Source organism: Micromonospora sp. CB01531 (assembly GCF_001905095.1).
In the GTDB taxonomy this organism is placed as follows: Bacteria; Actinomycetota; Actinomycetes; order Mycobacteriales; family Micromonosporaceae; genus Micromonospora.
In genome coordinates this window covers 70,826-87,788 of the sequence record NZ_LWLS01000059.1, presented here as the reverse complement: position 1 = coordinate 87,788, position 16,963 = coordinate 70,826, and the positions used below count along the sequence as shown (strand labels likewise).

The window sequence follows — 16,963 nt, the reverse complement described above, 5'->3', positions numbered from 1 at the left end:
GGTGCGGGTCAGCTGACCGGGGCGAGCGGTTCCGACTGGGCCGGGACCGGCAGCTGGTCGCCGACGGCGGCCCGCTTCCGGGCCCGGTGGGCGGCCACATGCGAGCGGGTGGCGCAGCGTTCCGAGCAGAACCGCCGGCAGCAGTTCGACGAGGTGTCCAGGTAGACGTTGCCGCAGCGCTCGTCGGCGCAGACGCCGAACCGGGCGCTGCCGTACTCGCAGAGCCAGACCGACAGGCCCCAGACCGCGCCGGCCAGGTATTCCGACGAGACCGAGGCACCCCGGCTGGTCACGTGCATGTGCCAGTCGCTGGAGTCGTGGCCGGAGATGCGCGGCTGCACCGGGAACGCCTCCAGCAGCGTGTTCAGCTCCGCCACCGCCTCGGCGTCCCGGCCCGAGGTGCCGTACTCGAAGACGTCGCGCAGGCGCTTCTGCGCCCGCCGGAGGATCGCCAGGTCCCGCTCCGTGACCTCGTCGCGCATCCACGCGTTCTCGTCCGGGAAAAGGACCTGCAGGTCGTCGAGGTCGTCCAGACGGGTGTTGACGAGATCAACTCCGGTCCGGGCGTACGCGTCGAAGTTCACGAGACCAACGGTAGACGACTCACGGCGTTCGCGGCGCGTCGATGTAGTGGGGGAGGAACCGGGCGTAACTGTCGGTGATGAGGCTCGCGCTCTCGCGCACCCCGGCGCCGGCCGACTCGCCGTCGACGATCCAGCTTCCCAGCACCGTTCGATTGCCGGCGAAATCGGGCAACGCGCGGAACTCCTGGTAGCAGAAGCCCTCGTCGCCGTACCTTCCGGGATTGGTGATCTCGGTGCCTCGGGTGACGATGCGGACGGCCGCGCCCTCCCGGCCGAGCAGTGGCTTTGCCACGTACTCGGTCATCCCGCGCGGCGAGTCCAGGTATGCCGGCAGCAGGTACTCGTGGTCCAGGTACAGCTCCCAGAGCACCGCCAGCAGCGCCTTGTTCGACAGCAGCAGCTTCCACGCCGGCTCGATCCAGGTGGTCGGGGTGCCCGGTGCCAGCGCCGGCGGCCCGTACGGCTCGGCCAGCATCCACTCCCACGGGTAGAGCTTGAAACAGGTGGTGATCGGCCGGTCGGCGGCGTCCACGAAGCGCCGCCCGTCCCAGCCGATCTCCTGGATCGGCATGAGCGTGACGTCCAGCCCGGCCTGGCGGGCCGTCTCGGCGAGGTAGCCGGCGGTGATCTGGTCCTCGCCCGACTCCTCCTCCGCGGACCAGACCACGTGCACCCGCCGGTCGTGCAGGCCGGCACCGATCTTCGCCCACGCCCCGACCAGCCGCTCGTGCAGGCTGTTCCACTGGTCCGCTGCGGGCCGGATGTGCTCCAGCCAGTACCACTGGACGATGCTCGCCTCGACCAGCGCGGTCGGGGTGTCGGCGTTGTACTCCAGCAGCTTCGGCGGCCAGGACCCGTCGTACCAGAGGTCGAAGCGGCCGTAGAGGGTCGGCGGTGCCTCGCGCAGCGACCGGGCGACCGCCTCGGCGGCCCAGGCCGGGATGCCGAACTCCGCGTACCGGTTACGCGCCACCACGTGCTCGGCGGCGGCCACCGACATCCGGTGCAGCTCCTCGGTCGCCTCCTCCAGCCGGAGCACCTCGTCCAGCCCGAACGCGTACGCCGCGGTCTCATCCCAGTACGACATCACCCCGCCGTCGGGCAGCTCGGTGTCGACGTACACCAGACCTTGGGAGCGGATGGTGGCGTCCCAGCCGGGGCGCGGGACGCTGGCCTCGCGCCGCACCTCAGCCGCCGCAGGAGGCGAGGTGGGTGCCGAAGCCACCGCGCGCGGGCAGCGCCGCGGCGACCGGCGGGGACGTGTCCCGCGCGGCGGCGGGTGCCGGGGCCCGCAGTGCCAGCGCAACGTTGTCCCCGCCACCACCAGCCGGGCCGAGGGCGCAGTCGTCATCGTCGTCGGTCAGATTGCAGCCGGAGAGGGCGAGCGCCAGGGCGGTCAGCGCGCCGAGCTGCACGGTGGCCGACCGGAGGCGGCGTCGGGGGTGTCGTTCCACAAAATCCTTGTAGCCCATCCGCGCCAGCCCGTCTGCCCGGAGGGACCCCTTGACGCCGGGCGGCGACCGGGAGCCCTCGTTTCCCCTGGCCGGGACGGAGCGTGACGTAGGTGGCCGGCCCCGGGCGGGGGTCGGCGAGCGGGCGTTACGCTCAGCTCATGCTCCGTTCCGTCATCCTCGCCGCCTCCCGGTCATCCCAGGTCGAGCGGCTCGTTGCGACGGCCCCGTTCACCCGGGACGTCGTCCGCCGGTTCGTCGCCGGTGCCGGCACCGACGACGCGCTGCGCGCGACCCGCGTACTCGTCACCGACGGCCAGGCGGTCACCCTCGACTATCTCGGCGAGGACACCGTCACCCCCGAGCAGGCGAACGCCACCCGGGACGAATACCTCAAGCTGCTGCGGCTGCTCGCCGCCGCCGAGCTCACCCCGGCGGCCGAGGTGAGCGTGAAGCTGTCCGCCCTCGGGCAGAAGTTCGACGAGCAGCTCGCGTACGACAACGCGCGGGCGATCTGCGCGGCGGCCGACGCGGCGGGCACCACGGTCACCCTGGACATGGAGGACCACACCACCACCGACTCGACTCTGGAGATCCTCGCCAAGCTGCGCAAGGACTACCCGTCGACCGGCGCGGTGCTCCAGGCGTACCTGCGGCGTACCGAGTCGGACTGCCGGGAGCTGGCCGGTGCGGGGTCGCGGGTGCGGCTCTGCAAGGGCGCGTACAAGGAGCCGGAGTCGGTGGCCTACCAGTCCGCCCGCGAGGTGGACAAGTCGTACGTGCGGTGCCTGAACGTGCTGATGTCCGGGGACGGCTACCCGATGCTGGCCACCCACGATCCGCGGCTGATCGCCATCGGCGCGGACCGGGCCCGCTGGTTCGACCGCGAGCCGGAGCGTTTCGAGTTCCAGATGCTGTTCGGCATCCGCCCCGAGGAGCAGGCCCGCCTCGTCGGTGAGGGCTACACGGTGCGCACCTACGTGCCCTATGGCGACGAGTGGTACGGCTACCTGATGCGGCGGCTGGCCGAGCGCCCGGCCAACCTGATGTTCTTCGGGCGCGCACTGATCTCGAAGAAGTGAGCTGACCGACGGCGGAACGGGCCGGTGGGACCCCTGTCCCGCCGGCCGTTCCTCGTTCCTGGGCACCCTTGACGGTAGAAGCTAATGGTATTAGCTTCTTGGCTATGACTGTTAGCCAGGTGCCGCGGGACGGCGGAGCCATCGCGTACGAGGTGCACGGGGAGGGCCCGCTGGTGGTCCTCTCGCACGGTATGGGGGAGAACCGGGCGGCCTTCCGGCACCTGGTGCCCCGGCTGGTGGCTGCGGGCTACCGGGTGGCCTCGGTCGACGTCCGGGGGCACGGCGACTCCAGCGCCCGCTGGCCCACGTACGCCCCGGCGGAGGTGGGCGCCGACCTGCTCGCCGTGGTCCGGGCGCTCGGCGGCCCGGCCACCCTGGTCGGCAGCTCGTCCAGCGCGGCGGCCGTCGTCTTCGCCGCTGCCGACGCGCCCGAGCTGGTCAACGGCATCGTGCAGGTCAGCCCCTTCGTCGCCCCGCCGAACCCTAACCCGGTCATGCGCCTGGCGCAGGCGGTCGTCCTGCGCAGCCCCCGACTGTTCGGGATGTTCCACCGCACGCTCTTCCCGTGCGGGCGGCCGGACGACGACGCCGCGTACCGGAAGGAACTGGTCGCCAAGCTGCGCGGCCGGATGGCCGCGGTGCGCGGCGTGATCGCGTCGGTCGAGCCGCACTGGACCGCGCGGGCCCGGGACGTGTGGCAGCCGGTGCTGGTGCTGATGGGTACGAAGGACCCGGACTTCCCGGATCCGGGCACCGAGGCACGGGCCGCCCGGCGGCTGTTCGCCACCGCCGAGGCGCGCATGATCGCCGACTCCGGTCACTACCCGCATGCCGACCAGCCCGACGCCACCGCCGCCGATCTGGTCGAGTTCCTGGCGGTGACGTTCCGTGCCTAGGGCCGGCCTCACTCCGGCGGCCGTGGTCCGGGAAGCGGCCGTGCTCGCCGACGAGGTCGGCTACGACCGGCTCACCCTGGCCGCGCTCGCCGGCCGGCTCGGGGTCGCGCTGCCCAGCCTCTACAAGCACGTCAAGGGCGTGGACGACCTGCACCGGAAGCTGGCCGTGCTGGCGACCGCCGAGATCGCCACCGAGCTGACCGCCGCCGCCGCGGGCCGGGCCGGCGACGACGCGCTCCGCGCGGTGGCCACGGCGTACCGGGGGTACGCCCGCCGGCACCCCGGCCGCTACCCGGCCATCCAGCGGGCGCCGGATCCCGCCGACCCCGAGCATGTCGCCGCAGCCGAGCGGGCCGTGGGCGCGATCTACGCGATCCTGCGCGGGTACGACCTCACCGGCGACGCGGCCGTCGACGCCACCAGGATGTTCCGGGCCGCGGTGCACGGCTTCATCACCCTCGAGGCGGCCGGTGGGTTCGGCCTGCCCCGGGACGTCGACCGCTCCTTCGACCAGATGGTGGCCGCGCTGGACACCGCGTTCCGGGGCTGGCGGTCCTGATGAAGGCACCACTGCTGGCACTCCTCTTCCTGCTGGAGTTGGCGCTGCTCGTCGCCGCCGGCTGGTGGGGCTTCACCCGTGACGCCGGCTGGCCGACCCGGCTGCTCGCCGGCCTCGTCGCGCCGCTGCTGATTGCCGTGGTGTGGGGCCTGTTCTGCTCGCCGAAGGCCACCGTGTCGCTCCCCGCGGCGGCCAAGCTCACCGTGCAGGCCGCCTGCTTCGGCACCGGGGGGCTGCTGCTCGCGTCGGCCGGGCGGCCGGTACCCGGGGCCCTGCTGGTCGCCCTCTGGGCGGCGGACAAGGCGCTGCTCACGTTCTCCGGCGACCCGGTCTGAGCCGGCCCGCACGCTGCCCGCTGCCGGCGCGCCTCGCGGGCGGGCCCTGCGCCCGGCAGCACCATCGGCCCCGCACCGCGGTCTCGCGTGGTGGCTGGCTCGCGCCGAGCGGGGCGTGACCGAGCCGGCGGATGCCCGGCGGAGCGGGACGACACCTTCGGGTGCCTACAGAGTTGATGTCGAAAACGACTCACGCGCGGGTCCGTCGGGCGCGGTCACTCCGGCCGCGGGTGAATCGTCTGCGACATCAAGTTCGTAGGTGCCGGTGACACTTCGTTCGGGCGGACGGGAGTGGGGCGGAACCTTGCCGACGCACGGGCCTCTGGCCGGATCGCCCGATTGGTCGTACCCTTCGCCGGTGACCGACGGTGACGAGCAGGGCTCGGGCCCGGCGGCGAGCGGCGGCGACCAGCCCGACCCGGCCGTCGTGGCGAGCGGTGGCGCGCCGCGTCGTCGTCGGGGCTGGCCGCTCTGGACCGCGCTGGCGCTGGTGCTCGCCCTGGTGGCGTGCGGTGTTCCGGGCGTACTCCTGCTGGGGCTGGTGGGGGATGCGGCCGGGCGGCCGGCGGCGGGCCGGGACGACGATCCGGCCGCGGCGGCGGCGCGGCAGCTCGGCATGCGGATGACGGCGCAGCTCGACCGCCAGGCGAGCGCGCTGCTCGGCGGCGACCGGACGGGCTTCCTCGCCGTCGCCGAGCCGGCCGCCCGCCCCGACCTCAGCCGCCGGTACGCCGCGCTGCACGCGCTGCGGGTCACCGTGTGGCAGCCGGCGGCGGACGGGGTGCCGGCGGCGGTCGAGGGCCGACCGGGGGAGTGGCGGCTGGCGGTGACGGTCCGCTACTGCTTCGTGGTGCCCGGCTGCACCCCGAGCACCGTGGAGATCGGCACCCGGTGGCAGTTGGTCGGGGAGGAGCCCCGACTGCTCGCCGTCGAGGAGTCCCGGGCGAAGCCCGCCGGTGCCCGGCCCTGGGAGGTGAGTGACCTGGCCGTGGCGGTCGGGAAGCGGACCGTCGTCGCCACCACGCCGGCGCTGCGGGCCAAGCTTCCCGGGCTGCTCGCCCAGGCCGAGGCCGCCGCGACGGTCGCCGACCGGTACGCGGTCACCGGCACCACACCGGACCGCTATCTGGTCTTCTACGCCGGCCGGGCGGAGTGGCAGCGCTGGTACGGCGGTGGCCGCCCGAAGTGGACCGCCGGGTACGCGGTCGGCGTCGGCGGTGGACACCAGGACGTCGTGCTGAACGCGCAGAGCCTCACCTCGGCCGGGGTCGACGACCTGCTCCGGCACGAGTTGACCCACGCCGCGTCCCTGCCCGACCACGGCTACTCCGACCGGTCCCGCTGGTGGCTGGTGGAGGGGCTGGCCGAGTACGCGGGTGCGGACGGCCAGCCGGTGGGCCGCTACGAGGGCCTGGCCGAGGTGCGCACGCTCGTCCACGGTGGGTGGAACGGCCGGCTCGATTCGCTGGCCCCCGCCGACGACGCGGCCGACGACCGGGTCGGCGGCAGCTACGGCGTCGGCTACCTGGCCGTACGCCACCTGGTCGACCGGTACGGAGAGCAGCGGGTGCTCGACTTCTTCCGGGCGGTGGTGCACGAGCACCGCTCCCTGGGCGACGCCGCGGACCAGGTGTTCGGTGAGCGGTGGTCCGCCCTGCACGACGACTGCGTCGCCTACGTCCGCGCCGTGGCGGGTTGAGCGGCGGGTCGACGGTCGACGTCGGCTCGTAGCATGGGCCGGTGGCCCGCCCCGACCCGCCGCGGCTGCCCGCGGCCACCCGCCCCCGCCTCGTCACCGCCCTGCTCGCCGTCGTCGTCCTGACCGGCACCACCGCCGCCTCGTGCGGCGACGACAACTCCCCGATCGCGGTGGCCCAGGTGGGTCGGTCCCCGGTCGCCGAGGTGATCGACGCGCCGGCCACCGTGACCGCCCGGGCCGCCGCCACGCTCACCGCGCCCGCCGACGGCACCCTGGCCAGCCTGCGCGTCCAACCCGGGCAGCGGGTCCGCCGCGGCCAGGTGCTCGCCGTGATCGACTCGCCGTCCGCGCAGGACCGGCTCCGGCAGGCCCGCGCGGCGCTGCGCGCGGCGAAGCAGGCCGGCCGGGGCGTGGGCGTCGGTGACCTGGGCGGCAGCCGGCGCGGCACCGACCGCGCCGCCGCCGAGGCGTTCGACGCCGCGCGCCGGGCGGCCGGGAAGATCGGCGATCCGCAGCTGCGGTCCGCGCTGCTGCTTCAGGTCGAGTCCGCCCAGCGGCAGTACGAGTCGGCCGCCCGCGCCGCCGACCGGGCGGTCGCCGCCGTGCAGCGCGGGATGGCTGGGCTGAACAGCGCCGTCGGCGCCCTGTCGACCGCGCAGCGCCTCCAGGCCCAGCAGGCGTACGACCTGGCGAAGGCGACCGTCGACGCGTTGACGCTGCGTGCCCCGATCGCCGGGGTGGTGCAGCCGGGCGGCACCCGGACGGCGGCCCCGACCGACCTCACCGGCCTGCTCGGGGCGGCCGGAGGCGGCGCGGCGGGGATCGACCCGTCGGCGTTCGGGTCCGCCGGGCAGGGCGGCCCGCCGGCGGGCGTGGACGACGCGGTGCCGGCGGGCGGCCGGGTCACCGCCGGCACGCCGGTCCTCACCATCGTGGACACCGGGCAGCTCGGCCTGCTCGCCGAGGTCGACGAGACCGACGTGCTGCTGGTCCGGGCCGGTCTCACCGCCGCGGTGGAGCTGGACGCGGTCACCGGGGCGACGTACGACGCCACCGTCCGATCGGTGGATGTGCTCCCCACCAGCTCAGCCCGCGGCGGCGTCACCTACCGGGTCCGCCTCGGCCTCGGCGTCGGGCGGCTCGGCGAGGGCGAGTCGGCGCCCACGCCCCGCCCCGGCATGAACGCCGTGGTGCACCTCCGGGTCCGCGAGGCCGCCGACGCGGTGGCCGTACCCGCCTCGGCGGTCTTCTCCGCCGACGGCCGGGACGCGGTCTGGGTGCTGCGGGACGGCCGGGCCGACCGGGTGCCGGTGACCGTCGGCGTGCAGGGGCCGGATCTGGTGCAGATTGTCCGTGGGGTGCAGGCCGGCGACCGGATCGTGGTACGCGGGACCGACCAGGTCCGCGACGGCCAGGAACTGAAATGACCCTGCCCGTCGGGGTGCCGGCCATCGAGGCGGTCGACGTGTCCAGGACGTACCAGCTCGACGGGGTCTCCGTGCCCGCGCTGCGCGGGGTGTCGTTCACCATCGACTCCGGCGAGTACGTGGCGGTGGTCGGGCCGTCCGGCTCGCGCAAGTCGACGCTGATGCACCTGCTCGGCGGGCTGGACCGGCCCACCGACGGCCGGCTGGTGATCGGCGGCCGGGACGTCGCCACGCTCTCCGCGCCCGAGCTGGCCACGCTGCGCAACGAGACCATCGGCTTCGTCTTCCAGGCGTTCCACCTGCTGCCCCGGACGTCCGCGGTGGACAACGTGGCGCTGCCCCTGGTCTATCGGGGGATCGGGGCGCGGCAACGGCGCGACCGCGCCGCGGCGACGCTCGGCCGGGTCGGGCTCGGGCACCGGCTGCACCACCGGCCCAGCCAGCTCTCGGGCGGTGAGCAGCAGCGGGTGGCGATCGCCCGCGCCCTGGTCACCGACCCGGCGGTGCTGCTCGCCGACGAGCCCACCGGCAACCTGGACAGCGCCACCGGGGAGGCGGTGCTGGAGCTGCTCGAACGGTTGAACGCCGAGTCCGGGGTGGCTCTGGTGATGGTGACCCACGACCAGGAGGTGGCCGCCCGGGCCCGCCGGCAGATCGCCGTACGCGACGGCCGGGTGCGGTCGGACGCCATTCATGATCGACCGCTGTCCGGTGCCGTCGGTCGACCTGCGACACTGGATGGCGCTCCCAGCGCGGAGCCCCGGTCCGTGTCCGGAAGCGGCCCGGGGCACCCGTCCGGTGGCTCCGGTGGCGCCGCCGGAGCCACCGGACGCCTTTCCCGCCCGCCCTCGGGCCGTACCGCCGAGGGCGTCGGCGGCGACGAACCCCAGGCTGGGGGCGGGTCGTGAGGCTCGCCGAGGCGTGGCGGGTGGCGCTGGACGCGCTGCGGGCCAACCGGATGCGCAGCGCGCTGACCATGCTCGGGGTGATCATCGGCGTCGCGTCGGTGGTGCTGCTCGTGGCCATCGGCACCGGCACCAAGCAGAAGGTCGAACAGCAGGTGGAGGGGCTCGGCTCGAATCTGCTCCTGGTGGTCCCCGGCAAGCTCGACGTCGGCACCGCCCCGGTGGTCTCGCCGCTGACCCTCAAGGACGTGGACGCGGTCTCCCGGGTGGTGGGCGACCCGGGACGGGTGGCCGTCACCATCGCCTCCGGCGCGACCGCCCGAGCCGGCGCCCGCTCCGACTTCACCACTGTGCAGGGCGTGCTGGAGACCACCCCGACCGTCTTCACCCGCTCGCTGGCCCGGGGCCGCTACCTCACCGGCGCCGACGTGGACACCAGCCGCCGGGTCGCGGTGCTGGGGGCGTCGGTGGCCCGCGCGCTCTTCCCTGACCGGGACCCGCTCGGCCAGCAGATCGCCCTGGCCGGGGTCCGGTTCCGGGTGATCGGCGTCTTCACCCCGCTCGGCCAGAGCCTCGGGGTGGACCGGGACGACGAGGTGCACATCCCGGTGACCGCCGCGCAGCGGCTCTGGGGCACCCAGCGGGTCGACGGCATCGCGGTCAAGGCCCCCGACCGGGAGCGGATCGACCAACTCGGCGACCGGATCGTCGCCGAGCTGTCCCGCCGGCACCCGGACACCGAGTTCAGCGCCGTGACCCAGCAGCAGATCCTCGGCGTGCTCGGCGACATCCTCGGCGTGCTGACCGGCGTACTGGCCGCCATCGCCGGCATCTCGCTGCTGGTCGGCGGCGTCGGGGTCTCCAACATCATGCTCGTCTCGGTACGCGAGCGGACCCGCGAGATCGGCCTGCGCAAGGCGGTCGGCGCCCGGCCCCGGGACATCGGGGTGCAGTTCCTGCTGGAGGCGGTGCTGCTCACCTCCATCGGTGGGTTGACCGGGATGGGGCTCGGCGTGGGCACCGCGCTCCTGGTCGACACGGTCTCGCCGATCCCGGCCGCGATCACCTGGTGGTCGCTGGCGCTCGCCTTCGGGGTCTCGGCGGCGGTCGGCATCGTCTTCGGGGTGGTCCCGGCCCAGCGGGCCGGCCGGCTGGATCCGGTGGTGGCGCTGCGGGCCGAGTGACGCGTGCGGCGTCCCGGCCGCGGGGCTGGCTGCCAGGAACCGGACGTGACACCCGTACGGGCGGAAAACGGCAGGTCAGCGGCGGTAAAACGGCGAGCGGCCCATGATCAAACGGAGGAAGGGATCGCGCCGGTCACAGCCGTCCCGCTACCGTACTGGTAACACGCGCGTCGCTCGCCCGGCCGGATCAACCGGCCCGGCGGCACGCGCCGGGCATGGGATTGGTCGGTGAGCCATGGCCGGGTCGCAGTCCGACGGTCGGCTGTCGGATGTCAGGTTCCTGACCGTCGCCGAGGTGGCGACGGTGATGCGGGTGTCCAAGATGACGGTCTATCGCCTCGTGCACAGCGGTGAGCTGACCGCGGTCCGGGTCGGCCGGTCGTTCCGGGTGCCCGAGCACGCGGTGCACGAGTACCTCCGCGGCGCGTTCCAGGAGAGCGCCTGACCGCGGCGCCGGCCGTGCCGCCGAGTGCGACGTAACGGGCATCGACGGGGGCGCGTTGGTCCTGCTGACGCACTCCGGCTACCCTGGACCCCGACCGTGACCGCACCCTGGTGTGCCCTGCCCACCACGCTGGTCCGGTCCATTGTCCGCAAGCGGTCACCGACGCCACCCGCGGTGGTGTCACCCGGTCCGCCCCGCACGTTGCATCGAAAGGCTGTCGTATGGGCTCGGTGGTCAAGAAGCGCCGCAAGCGCATGGCTAAGAAGAAGCACCGCAAGCTGCTGCGCAAGACCCGCGTCCAGCGTCGCCGTCTCGGCAAGTGACCGGGGCCGGGCCCCGGCCCGGCGCTCGGCAGCACTTGCCAACTGTCGACCCTCGGAGGCTCAGGTGATCAGGCCGTGGATGTCCCGGCTCGATCCCGCCTGCCGCGCAAGGCGCACGACATGACCCCCGGTGGCACCTCGGGTGCTCCGGGGGCCGTCGTCGTGACCGGGGTCGGCCGCTACCTCGGCGCGCACGTGGCCGCCCGCCTCGCCGCCGACCCCCGCATCGACCGCGTGATCGGGGTCGACCCAACCCCCAACCCCGAGTTCGCCGACCTGCTCGACGGCGTCGAACGGATCCGTCTCGACCTCGACTCCCTCGGCGGTCTCCTCGCCGACCTCGACGTGGACGCGGTCGTGCACCTGGCGCTGGCCACCGCCCCTGACCCGCAGCACGGCGGCCGGGCGGCGATGAAGGAACAGAACGTCATCGGCACCATGCAGCTGCTCGCCGCCTGCCAGCGGGCGCCCAGGCTGCGCAAGCTGGTGGTCCGGTCGTCGACCGCCGCGTACGGCGCGTCGTTCCGCGACCCGGCGGTCTTCACCGAGGAGACCGAGCCGCGTGAGGTGCCGCGCGGCGGGTTCGGCCGCGACATCCTCGACATCGAGGGGTACGTCCGCGGGTTCCGCCGCCGCCGGCCCGACGTCACCGCGACCGTGCTGCGGTTCGCGCCGTTCATCGGCTCCACCGCGGACACCACCCTCACCCGTTACTTCGCGCAGCCGGTCGTGCCCACGGTCTTCGGCCGGGACCCGCGGCTCCAGTTCGTCCACATCGACGACGCGCTGGAGGTGCTGCACCGGTCGGTCGCCGAGGAGCACCCGGGGACCTACAACGTCGCCGGGCCGGGGGTGCTCTCCCTCACCCAGGCCATCCGGCGGGCCGGCCGGGTGGCCGTACCGGTGCTGGAGCCCGGCCTCTCCGGGGCTGCCGCGATCGCCCGCAGCCTGGGCTTCGGCCGGTACGGGTTGGACCAGGTCGACCTCTTCGTGCACGGTCGGGTGGTGGACACCAGCCGCCTGGAGCGCGAGTACGGCTTCACGCCCCGCTCGACCGCTGCCGCCTTCGACGACTTCATCCGCGCGCACCACGGCGGCGTCGTGGTGACCCGGGCCCAGCTCGCCGCGGCCGAGGAGTTGGTGCTGGAGAGCATCCGGCAGGTCCGGTCCGCCGTTCGGGAGCGGTCATGAGCGAGCGAACCATCAGGCTCAGCGCGTTGAGCGAGCGGAGCGCGCAAACCGCCAGGCTCAGTAGCGCGGCGCCTCGCGCCGCCGCGGAGCAGAGCGAGGCCGCGGCGTGAGCGGCGCCGAGGAGCGGGGCGAGTCCCGCTACGACGTACCGCTGACCGTGCCGAGGCCGGACGGGGAGCCCGCACGGCGCAACGGGCACCGGCGCTCGACGACGGCCGCCACCGACCCGGCGTCGCTGGACGAGCCGGACACCTCCGCCGACGAGCCGGCCGCCGCCGGGCCGGGCGAGGGGGCCGGGGCGGTCGCGAGGCCGGGGCCGGCCGTGGCGGACCGGCCCGGGGACCACTGGGACCGGAAGGTCGCCAAGGGGCTCGCCTTCCTGCGGCGGCGGCTCTCCGGCGACTACGAGGTGGACGAGTTCGGCTTCGACCCGCACCTGACCGACGCGGTCTTCCACCCGCTGCTGCGGGTGCTCTATCGGGACTGGTTCCGCACCGAGGTCAGCGGTGTCGAGCACGTGCCGGACGCCGGCGCCGGCCTGGTGGTCGGCAACCACTCCGGCACGGTGGCGCTGGACGCGCTGGTGCTGTCCGCCGCTCTGCACGACCGGCACCCGGCGCACCGCTACCTGCGGCTGCTCGGGGCCGACCTGGTCTTCCGGATGCCGGTGGTCTCCGAGATCGCCCGCAAGACCGGCGGCACGGTGGCGTGCAACCCGGACGCCGAACGGCTGCTCGGCAACGGCGAGTTGGTCGGCGTCTTTCCGGAGGGCTTCAAGGGGGTCGGCAAGCTCTACGCCGACCGCTACAAGCTGCAACGGTTCGGCCGGGGCGGCTTCGTCTCGGCGGCGCTGCGTACCGGCACGCCGATCGTGCCGGTGGCGATCGTCGGCGGCGAGGAGATCTACCCGATGCTCGCCGACATCAAGCCGCTCGCCCGGCTGCTCAAGCTGCCGTACTTCCCGGTGACCCCGACCTTCCCCTGGCTGGGTCCGCTGGGCATGCTGCCGCTGCCGAGCAAGTGGCTGATCGAGTTCTGCCCGCCCATCCCCACCGCGCACCTGCGCGAGTCGGCCGACGACCCGCTGGTCGTGTTCAACCTCGCCGACCAGGTGCGGGAGACCATCCAGCAGACCCTGCACAAGCTGCTCGAACGCCGCCCCGATCCGTTCGGTCCCTGAGCTGGCGGGTTCAGCCGGCGCGGTGGCGGCGGCGGTGCAGCGCCAGGCCGGCCGTGACCGCGCCGGCGACCAGCCCGGCGGCGGCCGTCGACGGTACGGCGATCTTGACTGCCCGGCGCCCGGTGCGGAAGTCGCGGACGGCCCAACCACGCTGGCGGGCCTGCCGCAGCAGCGCCGGGTCCGGGTTGACCGCCACCGGGTGCCCCACGACGGACAGCATCGGCAGGTCGTTGGCGGAGTCGCTGTAGGCGGTACAGCGGTCCAGGTCCAGCCCCTCGACCCCGGCGAGTTGCGTGATCGCCTCGGCCTTGGCCGGACCGTGCATGAGGTCGCCGACCAGGCGGCCCGTGTACGCCCCGTCGACCACCTCGGCGACCGTGCCGATCGCCCCGGTCAGCCCGAGCCGGGCCGCGATCACCCGGCCGATCTCCACCGGGGCGGCACTGACCAGCCACACCCGCTCACCGGCGTCGAGGTGCCGCTGGGCCAGCCGGCGGGTGCCGGCCCAGATCCGCGGGGCCATCAGCTCGTCGAAGATCTCCTCGGCGAGCCGTTCCACGTCGTCGACCCGCCAGCCTTGGACGAAGGCGAGCGCCGCCTCCTTCGCCTGGGACATGTCCCCGGCGTGTTCGGTGGCGAGCAGCCGGAACTTCGCCTGCTGCCAGGCGAACCGGGCCAGGTCACCGGTGGTGAAGTACTTCCGGGCGGCCAGCCCCCGGGCGAACCAGTAGATCGACGCGCCCTGCATCATCGTGTTGTCCACGTCGAAGAAGGCGGCGGCGGTGGGGTCGGACGTCGGGGTGGCCGGGGGCGCCCCCCGGGTCTCCGACCAGCCGGCGGTGTGGCCGTGGACGTCGGTGCTGATCGTCACCTTCCGGGTCCGGGCCATGGCGACCTCCCTCCCGTCGGCGACCGCGAACGTGTTCCCCGGCGAGCCTATCCGGCGCGCTGGAACGGCCGGGTGTTCGCTTGGCGAAGTGTGGCGCGAGCGGCTCCGGCCTCCACACGGGAGCGCGGACGGCGCAGCGCGGCGCGGTCGGCTCAGCGCGGTGGCGCGGTCGGCTCGCTGCGGTAGGCGCGAGACGGCTCCGCGGAGGAGCGAACGGCTCGGTGCGGCGGCGCGAACGGTTGCCGCCGCCGCGCCGGCCCGGCGGCCGGCGGTCAGCGGTCGCCGGGGCAGCTGACCGGGGCGGGGCCCAGCGCGTCGCTGGCGGCCGGTGCCGGTAGCCCGCAGGCGATCGCCGCGCGGAGCCCGTCAGCGCGCCGGCCCACCACGTCGAGCAGGGCGAGCGACCGGCGGGTGCGGTCCTGGTAGGTGTGATCCACCCGGTCGAGCAGGCCACTGACCGCGTGCCGCTGGCCGGTCAGGAACGCGTCGATCGCGTCCAGCGGGGCCGGGTCGGAGCGTTGCGCGGCCACTGTGGTCAGCAGGCGGATGCCCTGCCGGGTGTCGGCGTCCATGTCGTCCAGGACGGTGCCGAAGCCGAACCGGTCACCGTGGACGGTGGCCGCCTCGTCGAGCCGGGTCCGGGCGAAGTCGAGGAAGAGCTGTCCGCGGCTGATGTCCGAGCTGGTCAGGGCGAGCTGAGCGCGCTCGGTCGAGCGCTTCATGCCGTAGAGGGCGTCGCCGGGCAGCGCGTTCTCGCTGGCGAAGGAGATGCCCGAGAGGGCGACCGCCCCGGCGGCCACGCCGACCAGGATGGCCCCGCGGGCGCGGACCCGCCGGCCGGTCGCCGCCGGCAGCAGGGAGCCGCGGGCGCCGGTGCTTCCCGTGGCGGTCGCGGCCTGCGCCGGGGTGCCCACGCCCTCCCGCTCGACGGTGGCGACGAGCATCGCGCGCAGCCCGGCGCGGAAGTCCGGGTCGACCGCCACGGCCGGCCGGTCGGTGGCGAGCCGCTGGCCCACCGCGACGAGTGGGGCGAGTTCGTCGTCGGCCCGGGAACGGACGTGGTGCCGCCGGCCGCCGTTGGCCTCGTCGAGGAGCTGCGCGAAACGCTCGGCCCGCCGGCGGGAGAAGAGGTTGCTGTCCACCGCAGGCACCCCCTCTCACTGGTCACGGCCGGACGGCCGTCGTCGTCACCAGCGACCGGTGGCAGCGAACGCTGACGGCTGGCCCGGACGGCCGACCGTGCGCACCGGACCGGGTGGCCCGGGGGACGCCGGACAACCACTGGTCGCACCCGGAGAAACGGACCGCGCCGGTCGGCGGTTACGGGGCGGCCGGTGGCGAAATCACAAAGCGTGATCGTCGTCACGGGTAGCGGAGCCCGCGGCGAGGCGGTCCCGCCGGAGCGGGGGAGCGGTGTGGATCAGGGCTGGAAGCCGTCGGGCAGCAGCCGGGCCAGGGCGCGCACCGCCCGGTACTGCAACGCCTTGATGGCGCCCTCGTTCTTGCCCATGGCCCGGGCGGTCTCGGCCACCGAGAAGCCCTGGAGGAAGCGGAGCACGATGCACTCCTGCTGCTCCGGGTTGAGCTGCTTCACCGCGCTGAGCAGCGCGACGTTGGTGATGTGCTCGACGACCGCGGCCTCCGGGCTGCCCTCCGGCCCCCGGTCCTCCCGGTCGGCGTCGAGCACGTCCCCGGTGGTGACCTCCAGCCGGTAGCGGCCGGACTTGAAGTGGTCGGCGACCAGGTTGCGGGCGATGGTGACCAGCCAGGCGCCGAGGTCGCGCCCCTGCCAGGTGAAGCTGCCGATCCGCTTGAGCGCGCGGAGGAACGTGTCCGAGGTGAGGTCCTCGGCGAGCTGGCGGTTGCCGACCCGGAAGTAGACGAAGCGGAAGACCGTGTCGACGTACCGGTCGTAGATCAGGCCGAACGCCTCGGCCTCGCCGGCCTGCGCCCGCTCGACCAAAGCCCAGACCTCGGTGGCCGGGTCGGACGGGTCGGGGCGGCTCGGGTAGCCGGTGGCCGGGGCCGCGGTGGCGGGCACCGCGGGCAGCACCGCGGTGTCGGCGGCCGGCACCGCCGGCAGGATGGCGGTCTCCCCGGCCGACGGGTCGGCGGTGGCCGGGCCGTCGCCCGGGCGCCGGCCCTGCGCCGGCATGGTCGGCCGGGACGGGGCGCCGAGCCGGCTGGCGGCCGGCTTCGCGTTGCCGCCGGGCACCGCCGGGCGCGGCGGCGCCTCGTTGTGGTGGGAGCGGTTGCGGACCCGCCGGGCCCCCTCGCCCCGCACCGCGAGGCCCCATCCGTCGGACGCGGTGCGCGGGGCCTGTGACAACTCCAGCTCGGCGCGCCGGACGCCGCGCGGCGACCGGGCGTCGTCGGGCTCCAGCCGCTCGTTGACCGGGATCCGCTGGGTCGGGCCGGTCACCCCGGTCGGCCGTTCCGCGTAGCCGAAGGTGGTCACCGCGCCTCCCCGATCCAGGCGGGGCACGGCCGCACCGGCCGCCGCGGCGTCGCGGCGGGACCGGGTACGCCCCGGCCGGGCAGGGCCGTCCCGGGACGTGCCGACGGGCGGCAGATCCCCTTGAGGTGCTGGTCCAATGCGCTCACAGGCACGGGGGCCTCCTCGGGCTGAGGGGTGTCGACTCACGGCAAATCGGGTGAGCCGACCCGAGTGATGATAGGGCCAACGTCACCCACGCGTGGCAAGTCCGTTACACAGGGCGGAAGTATTTCCGCTCGTGTCGCACCGATGGCGGACCCGTTGTCCGTCGTGTGCGGTTGACTTTCGCATCGGAACCTGGTTCTGAGTGGAAAGT

Annotated in this window: 18 protein-coding genes; 12 read left to right on the top strand and 6 right to left on the bottom strand. The window is 74.4% G+C overall.

Translation table 11 applies throughout. The annotated features are described in order from the left end of the window. Positions 1–8 precede the first annotated feature (8 nt). From A6A27_RS10835 to A6A27_RS10825, 3 genes are read right to left on the bottom strand one after another with little or no spacing between them, the layout of a single operon-like run. A complete protein-coding gene (locus A6A27_RS10835) occupies positions 9–584 on the bottom strand; it encodes a CGNR zinc finger domain-containing protein (RefSeq protein ID WP_073834439.1) in 576 nt (191 codons plus the stop codon). Between the two features lie 19 nt (positions 585–603). Then, positions 604–1,770: a glutathionylspermidine synthase family protein gene (locus A6A27_RS10830; RefSeq protein WP_073834438.1), complete on the bottom strand. Its 1,167-nt coding sequence runs from the start codon at positions 1,768–1,770 to the stop codon at positions 604–606. Position 1,771: 1 nt separating this feature from the next. Beyond that, positions 1,772–2,056: a hypothetical protein gene (locus A6A27_RS10825; RefSeq protein WP_241825220.1), complete on the bottom strand. Its 285-nt coding sequence runs from the start codon at positions 2,054–2,056 to the stop codon at positions 1,772–1,774. A gap of 140 nt (positions 2,057–2,196) precedes the next feature. Here A6A27_RS10825 and A6A27_RS10820 point away from each other — a divergent pair, with 140 nt between their 5' ends. From A6A27_RS10820 to A6A27_RS10765, 12 genes are all read left to right on the top strand, one after another. Beyond that, the gene (locus tag A6A27_RS10820; RefSeq protein ID WP_073834437.1) at positions 2,197–3,117 is read left to right on the top strand and encodes a proline dehydrogenase family protein; all 921 of its coding nucleotides are present in this window, start codon (positions 2,197–2,199) and stop codon (positions 3,115–3,117) included. Between the two features lie 104 nt (positions 3,118–3,221). After that, positions 3,222–4,013, top strand: coding sequence for an alpha/beta fold hydrolase (locus tag A6A27_RS10815; protein WP_073834436.1), 792 nt, complete (start codon positions 3,222–3,224; stop codon positions 4,011–4,013). Further along, positions 4,006–4,572 carry a TetR/AcrR family transcriptional regulator gene (locus tag A6A27_RS10810; RefSeq protein ID WP_073834435.1) on the top strand — a complete coding sequence of 189 codons (567 nt, stop codon included), beginning with the start codon at positions 4,006–4,008 and terminating at the stop codon, positions 4,570–4,572. Before A6A27_RS10815 ends, A6A27_RS10810 begins: the two co-directional genes overlap by 8 nt. Further along, on the top strand, positions 4,572–4,907 hold the full coding sequence (locus A6A27_RS10805) for a YrdB family protein (protein ID WP_073834434.1): 336 nt from the start codon (positions 4,572–4,574) through the stop codon (positions 4,905–4,907). The genes A6A27_RS10810 and A6A27_RS10805 overlap by 1 nt, the downstream gene beginning before the upstream one ends. A 358-nt stretch (positions 4,908–5,265) precedes the next feature. After that, positions 5,266–6,606, top strand: coding sequence for a hypothetical protein (locus A6A27_RS10800; protein WP_073834433.1), 1,341 nt, complete (start codon positions 5,266–5,268; stop codon positions 6,604–6,606). A gap of 41 nt (positions 6,607–6,647) precedes the next feature. Beyond that, on the top strand, positions 6,648–8,033 hold the full coding sequence (locus A6A27_RS10795) for an efflux RND transporter periplasmic adaptor subunit (protein WP_073834432.1): 1,386 nt from the start codon (positions 6,648–6,650) through the stop codon (positions 8,031–8,033). Beyond that, complete coding sequence (locus A6A27_RS10790) at positions 8,030–8,941, top strand: ABC transporter ATP-binding protein (RefSeq protein WP_073834431.1); 912 nt, start codon at positions 8,030–8,032, stop codon at positions 8,939–8,941. The genes A6A27_RS10795 and A6A27_RS10790 overlap by 4 nt, the downstream gene beginning before the upstream one ends. Then, positions 8,938–10,122 carry an ABC transporter permease gene (locus A6A27_RS10785; RefSeq protein ID WP_073834430.1) on the top strand — a complete coding sequence of 395 codons (1,185 nt, stop codon included), beginning with the start codon at positions 8,938–8,940 and terminating at the stop codon, positions 10,120–10,122. The genes A6A27_RS10790 and A6A27_RS10785 overlap by 4 nt, the downstream gene beginning before the upstream one ends. Before the next feature lie 235 nt (positions 10,123–10,357). Beyond that, positions 10,358–10,567, top strand: coding sequence for a helix-turn-helix domain-containing protein (locus A6A27_RS10780; RefSeq protein ID WP_073834429.1), 210 nt, complete (start codon positions 10,358–10,360; stop codon positions 10,565–10,567). A gap of 221 nt (positions 10,568–10,788) precedes the next feature. After that, complete coding sequence (locus A6A27_RS10775) at positions 10,789–10,890, top strand: 30S ribosomal protein bS22 (RefSeq protein WP_007465623.1); 102 nt, start codon at positions 10,789–10,791, stop codon at positions 10,888–10,890. Between the two features lie 120 nt (positions 10,891–11,010). Further along, positions 11,011–12,081, top strand: a complete 1,071-nt coding sequence (locus A6A27_RS10770) for an NAD-dependent epimerase/dehydratase family protein (RefSeq protein ID WP_073834428.1) — start codon at positions 11,011–11,013, stop codon at positions 12,079–12,081. Positions 12,082–12,403: 322 nt separating this feature from the next. Beyond that, positions 12,404–13,261, top strand: coding sequence for a lysophospholipid acyltransferase family protein (locus A6A27_RS10765; protein WP_073834496.1), 858 nt, complete (start codon positions 12,404–12,406; stop codon positions 13,259–13,261). Positions 13,262–13,271: 10 nt separating this feature from the next. Here A6A27_RS10765 and A6A27_RS10760 read toward each other — a convergent pair whose 3' ends face one another. The 3 genes from A6A27_RS10760 to A6A27_RS10750 form a co-directional block, all read right to left on the bottom strand. Further along, entirely contained in the window at positions 13,272–14,150 is an 879-nt protein-coding gene (locus tag A6A27_RS10760) for an HAD family hydrolase (protein WP_073834427.1), read from the bottom strand. A 272-nt stretch (positions 14,151–14,422) separates the two neighbouring features. Further along, positions 14,423–15,292, bottom strand: a complete 870-nt coding sequence (locus tag A6A27_RS10755; protein WP_073834495.1) for a DUF5667 domain-containing protein — start codon at positions 15,290–15,292, stop codon at positions 14,423–14,425. A 278-nt stretch (positions 15,293–15,570) separates the two neighbouring features. Beyond that, entirely contained in the window at positions 15,571–16,608 is a 1,038-nt protein-coding gene (locus A6A27_RS10750; RefSeq protein WP_073834426.1) for an ECF subfamily RNA polymerase sigma factor, BldN family, read from the bottom strand. Positions 16,609–16,963 lie beyond the last annotated feature (355 nt).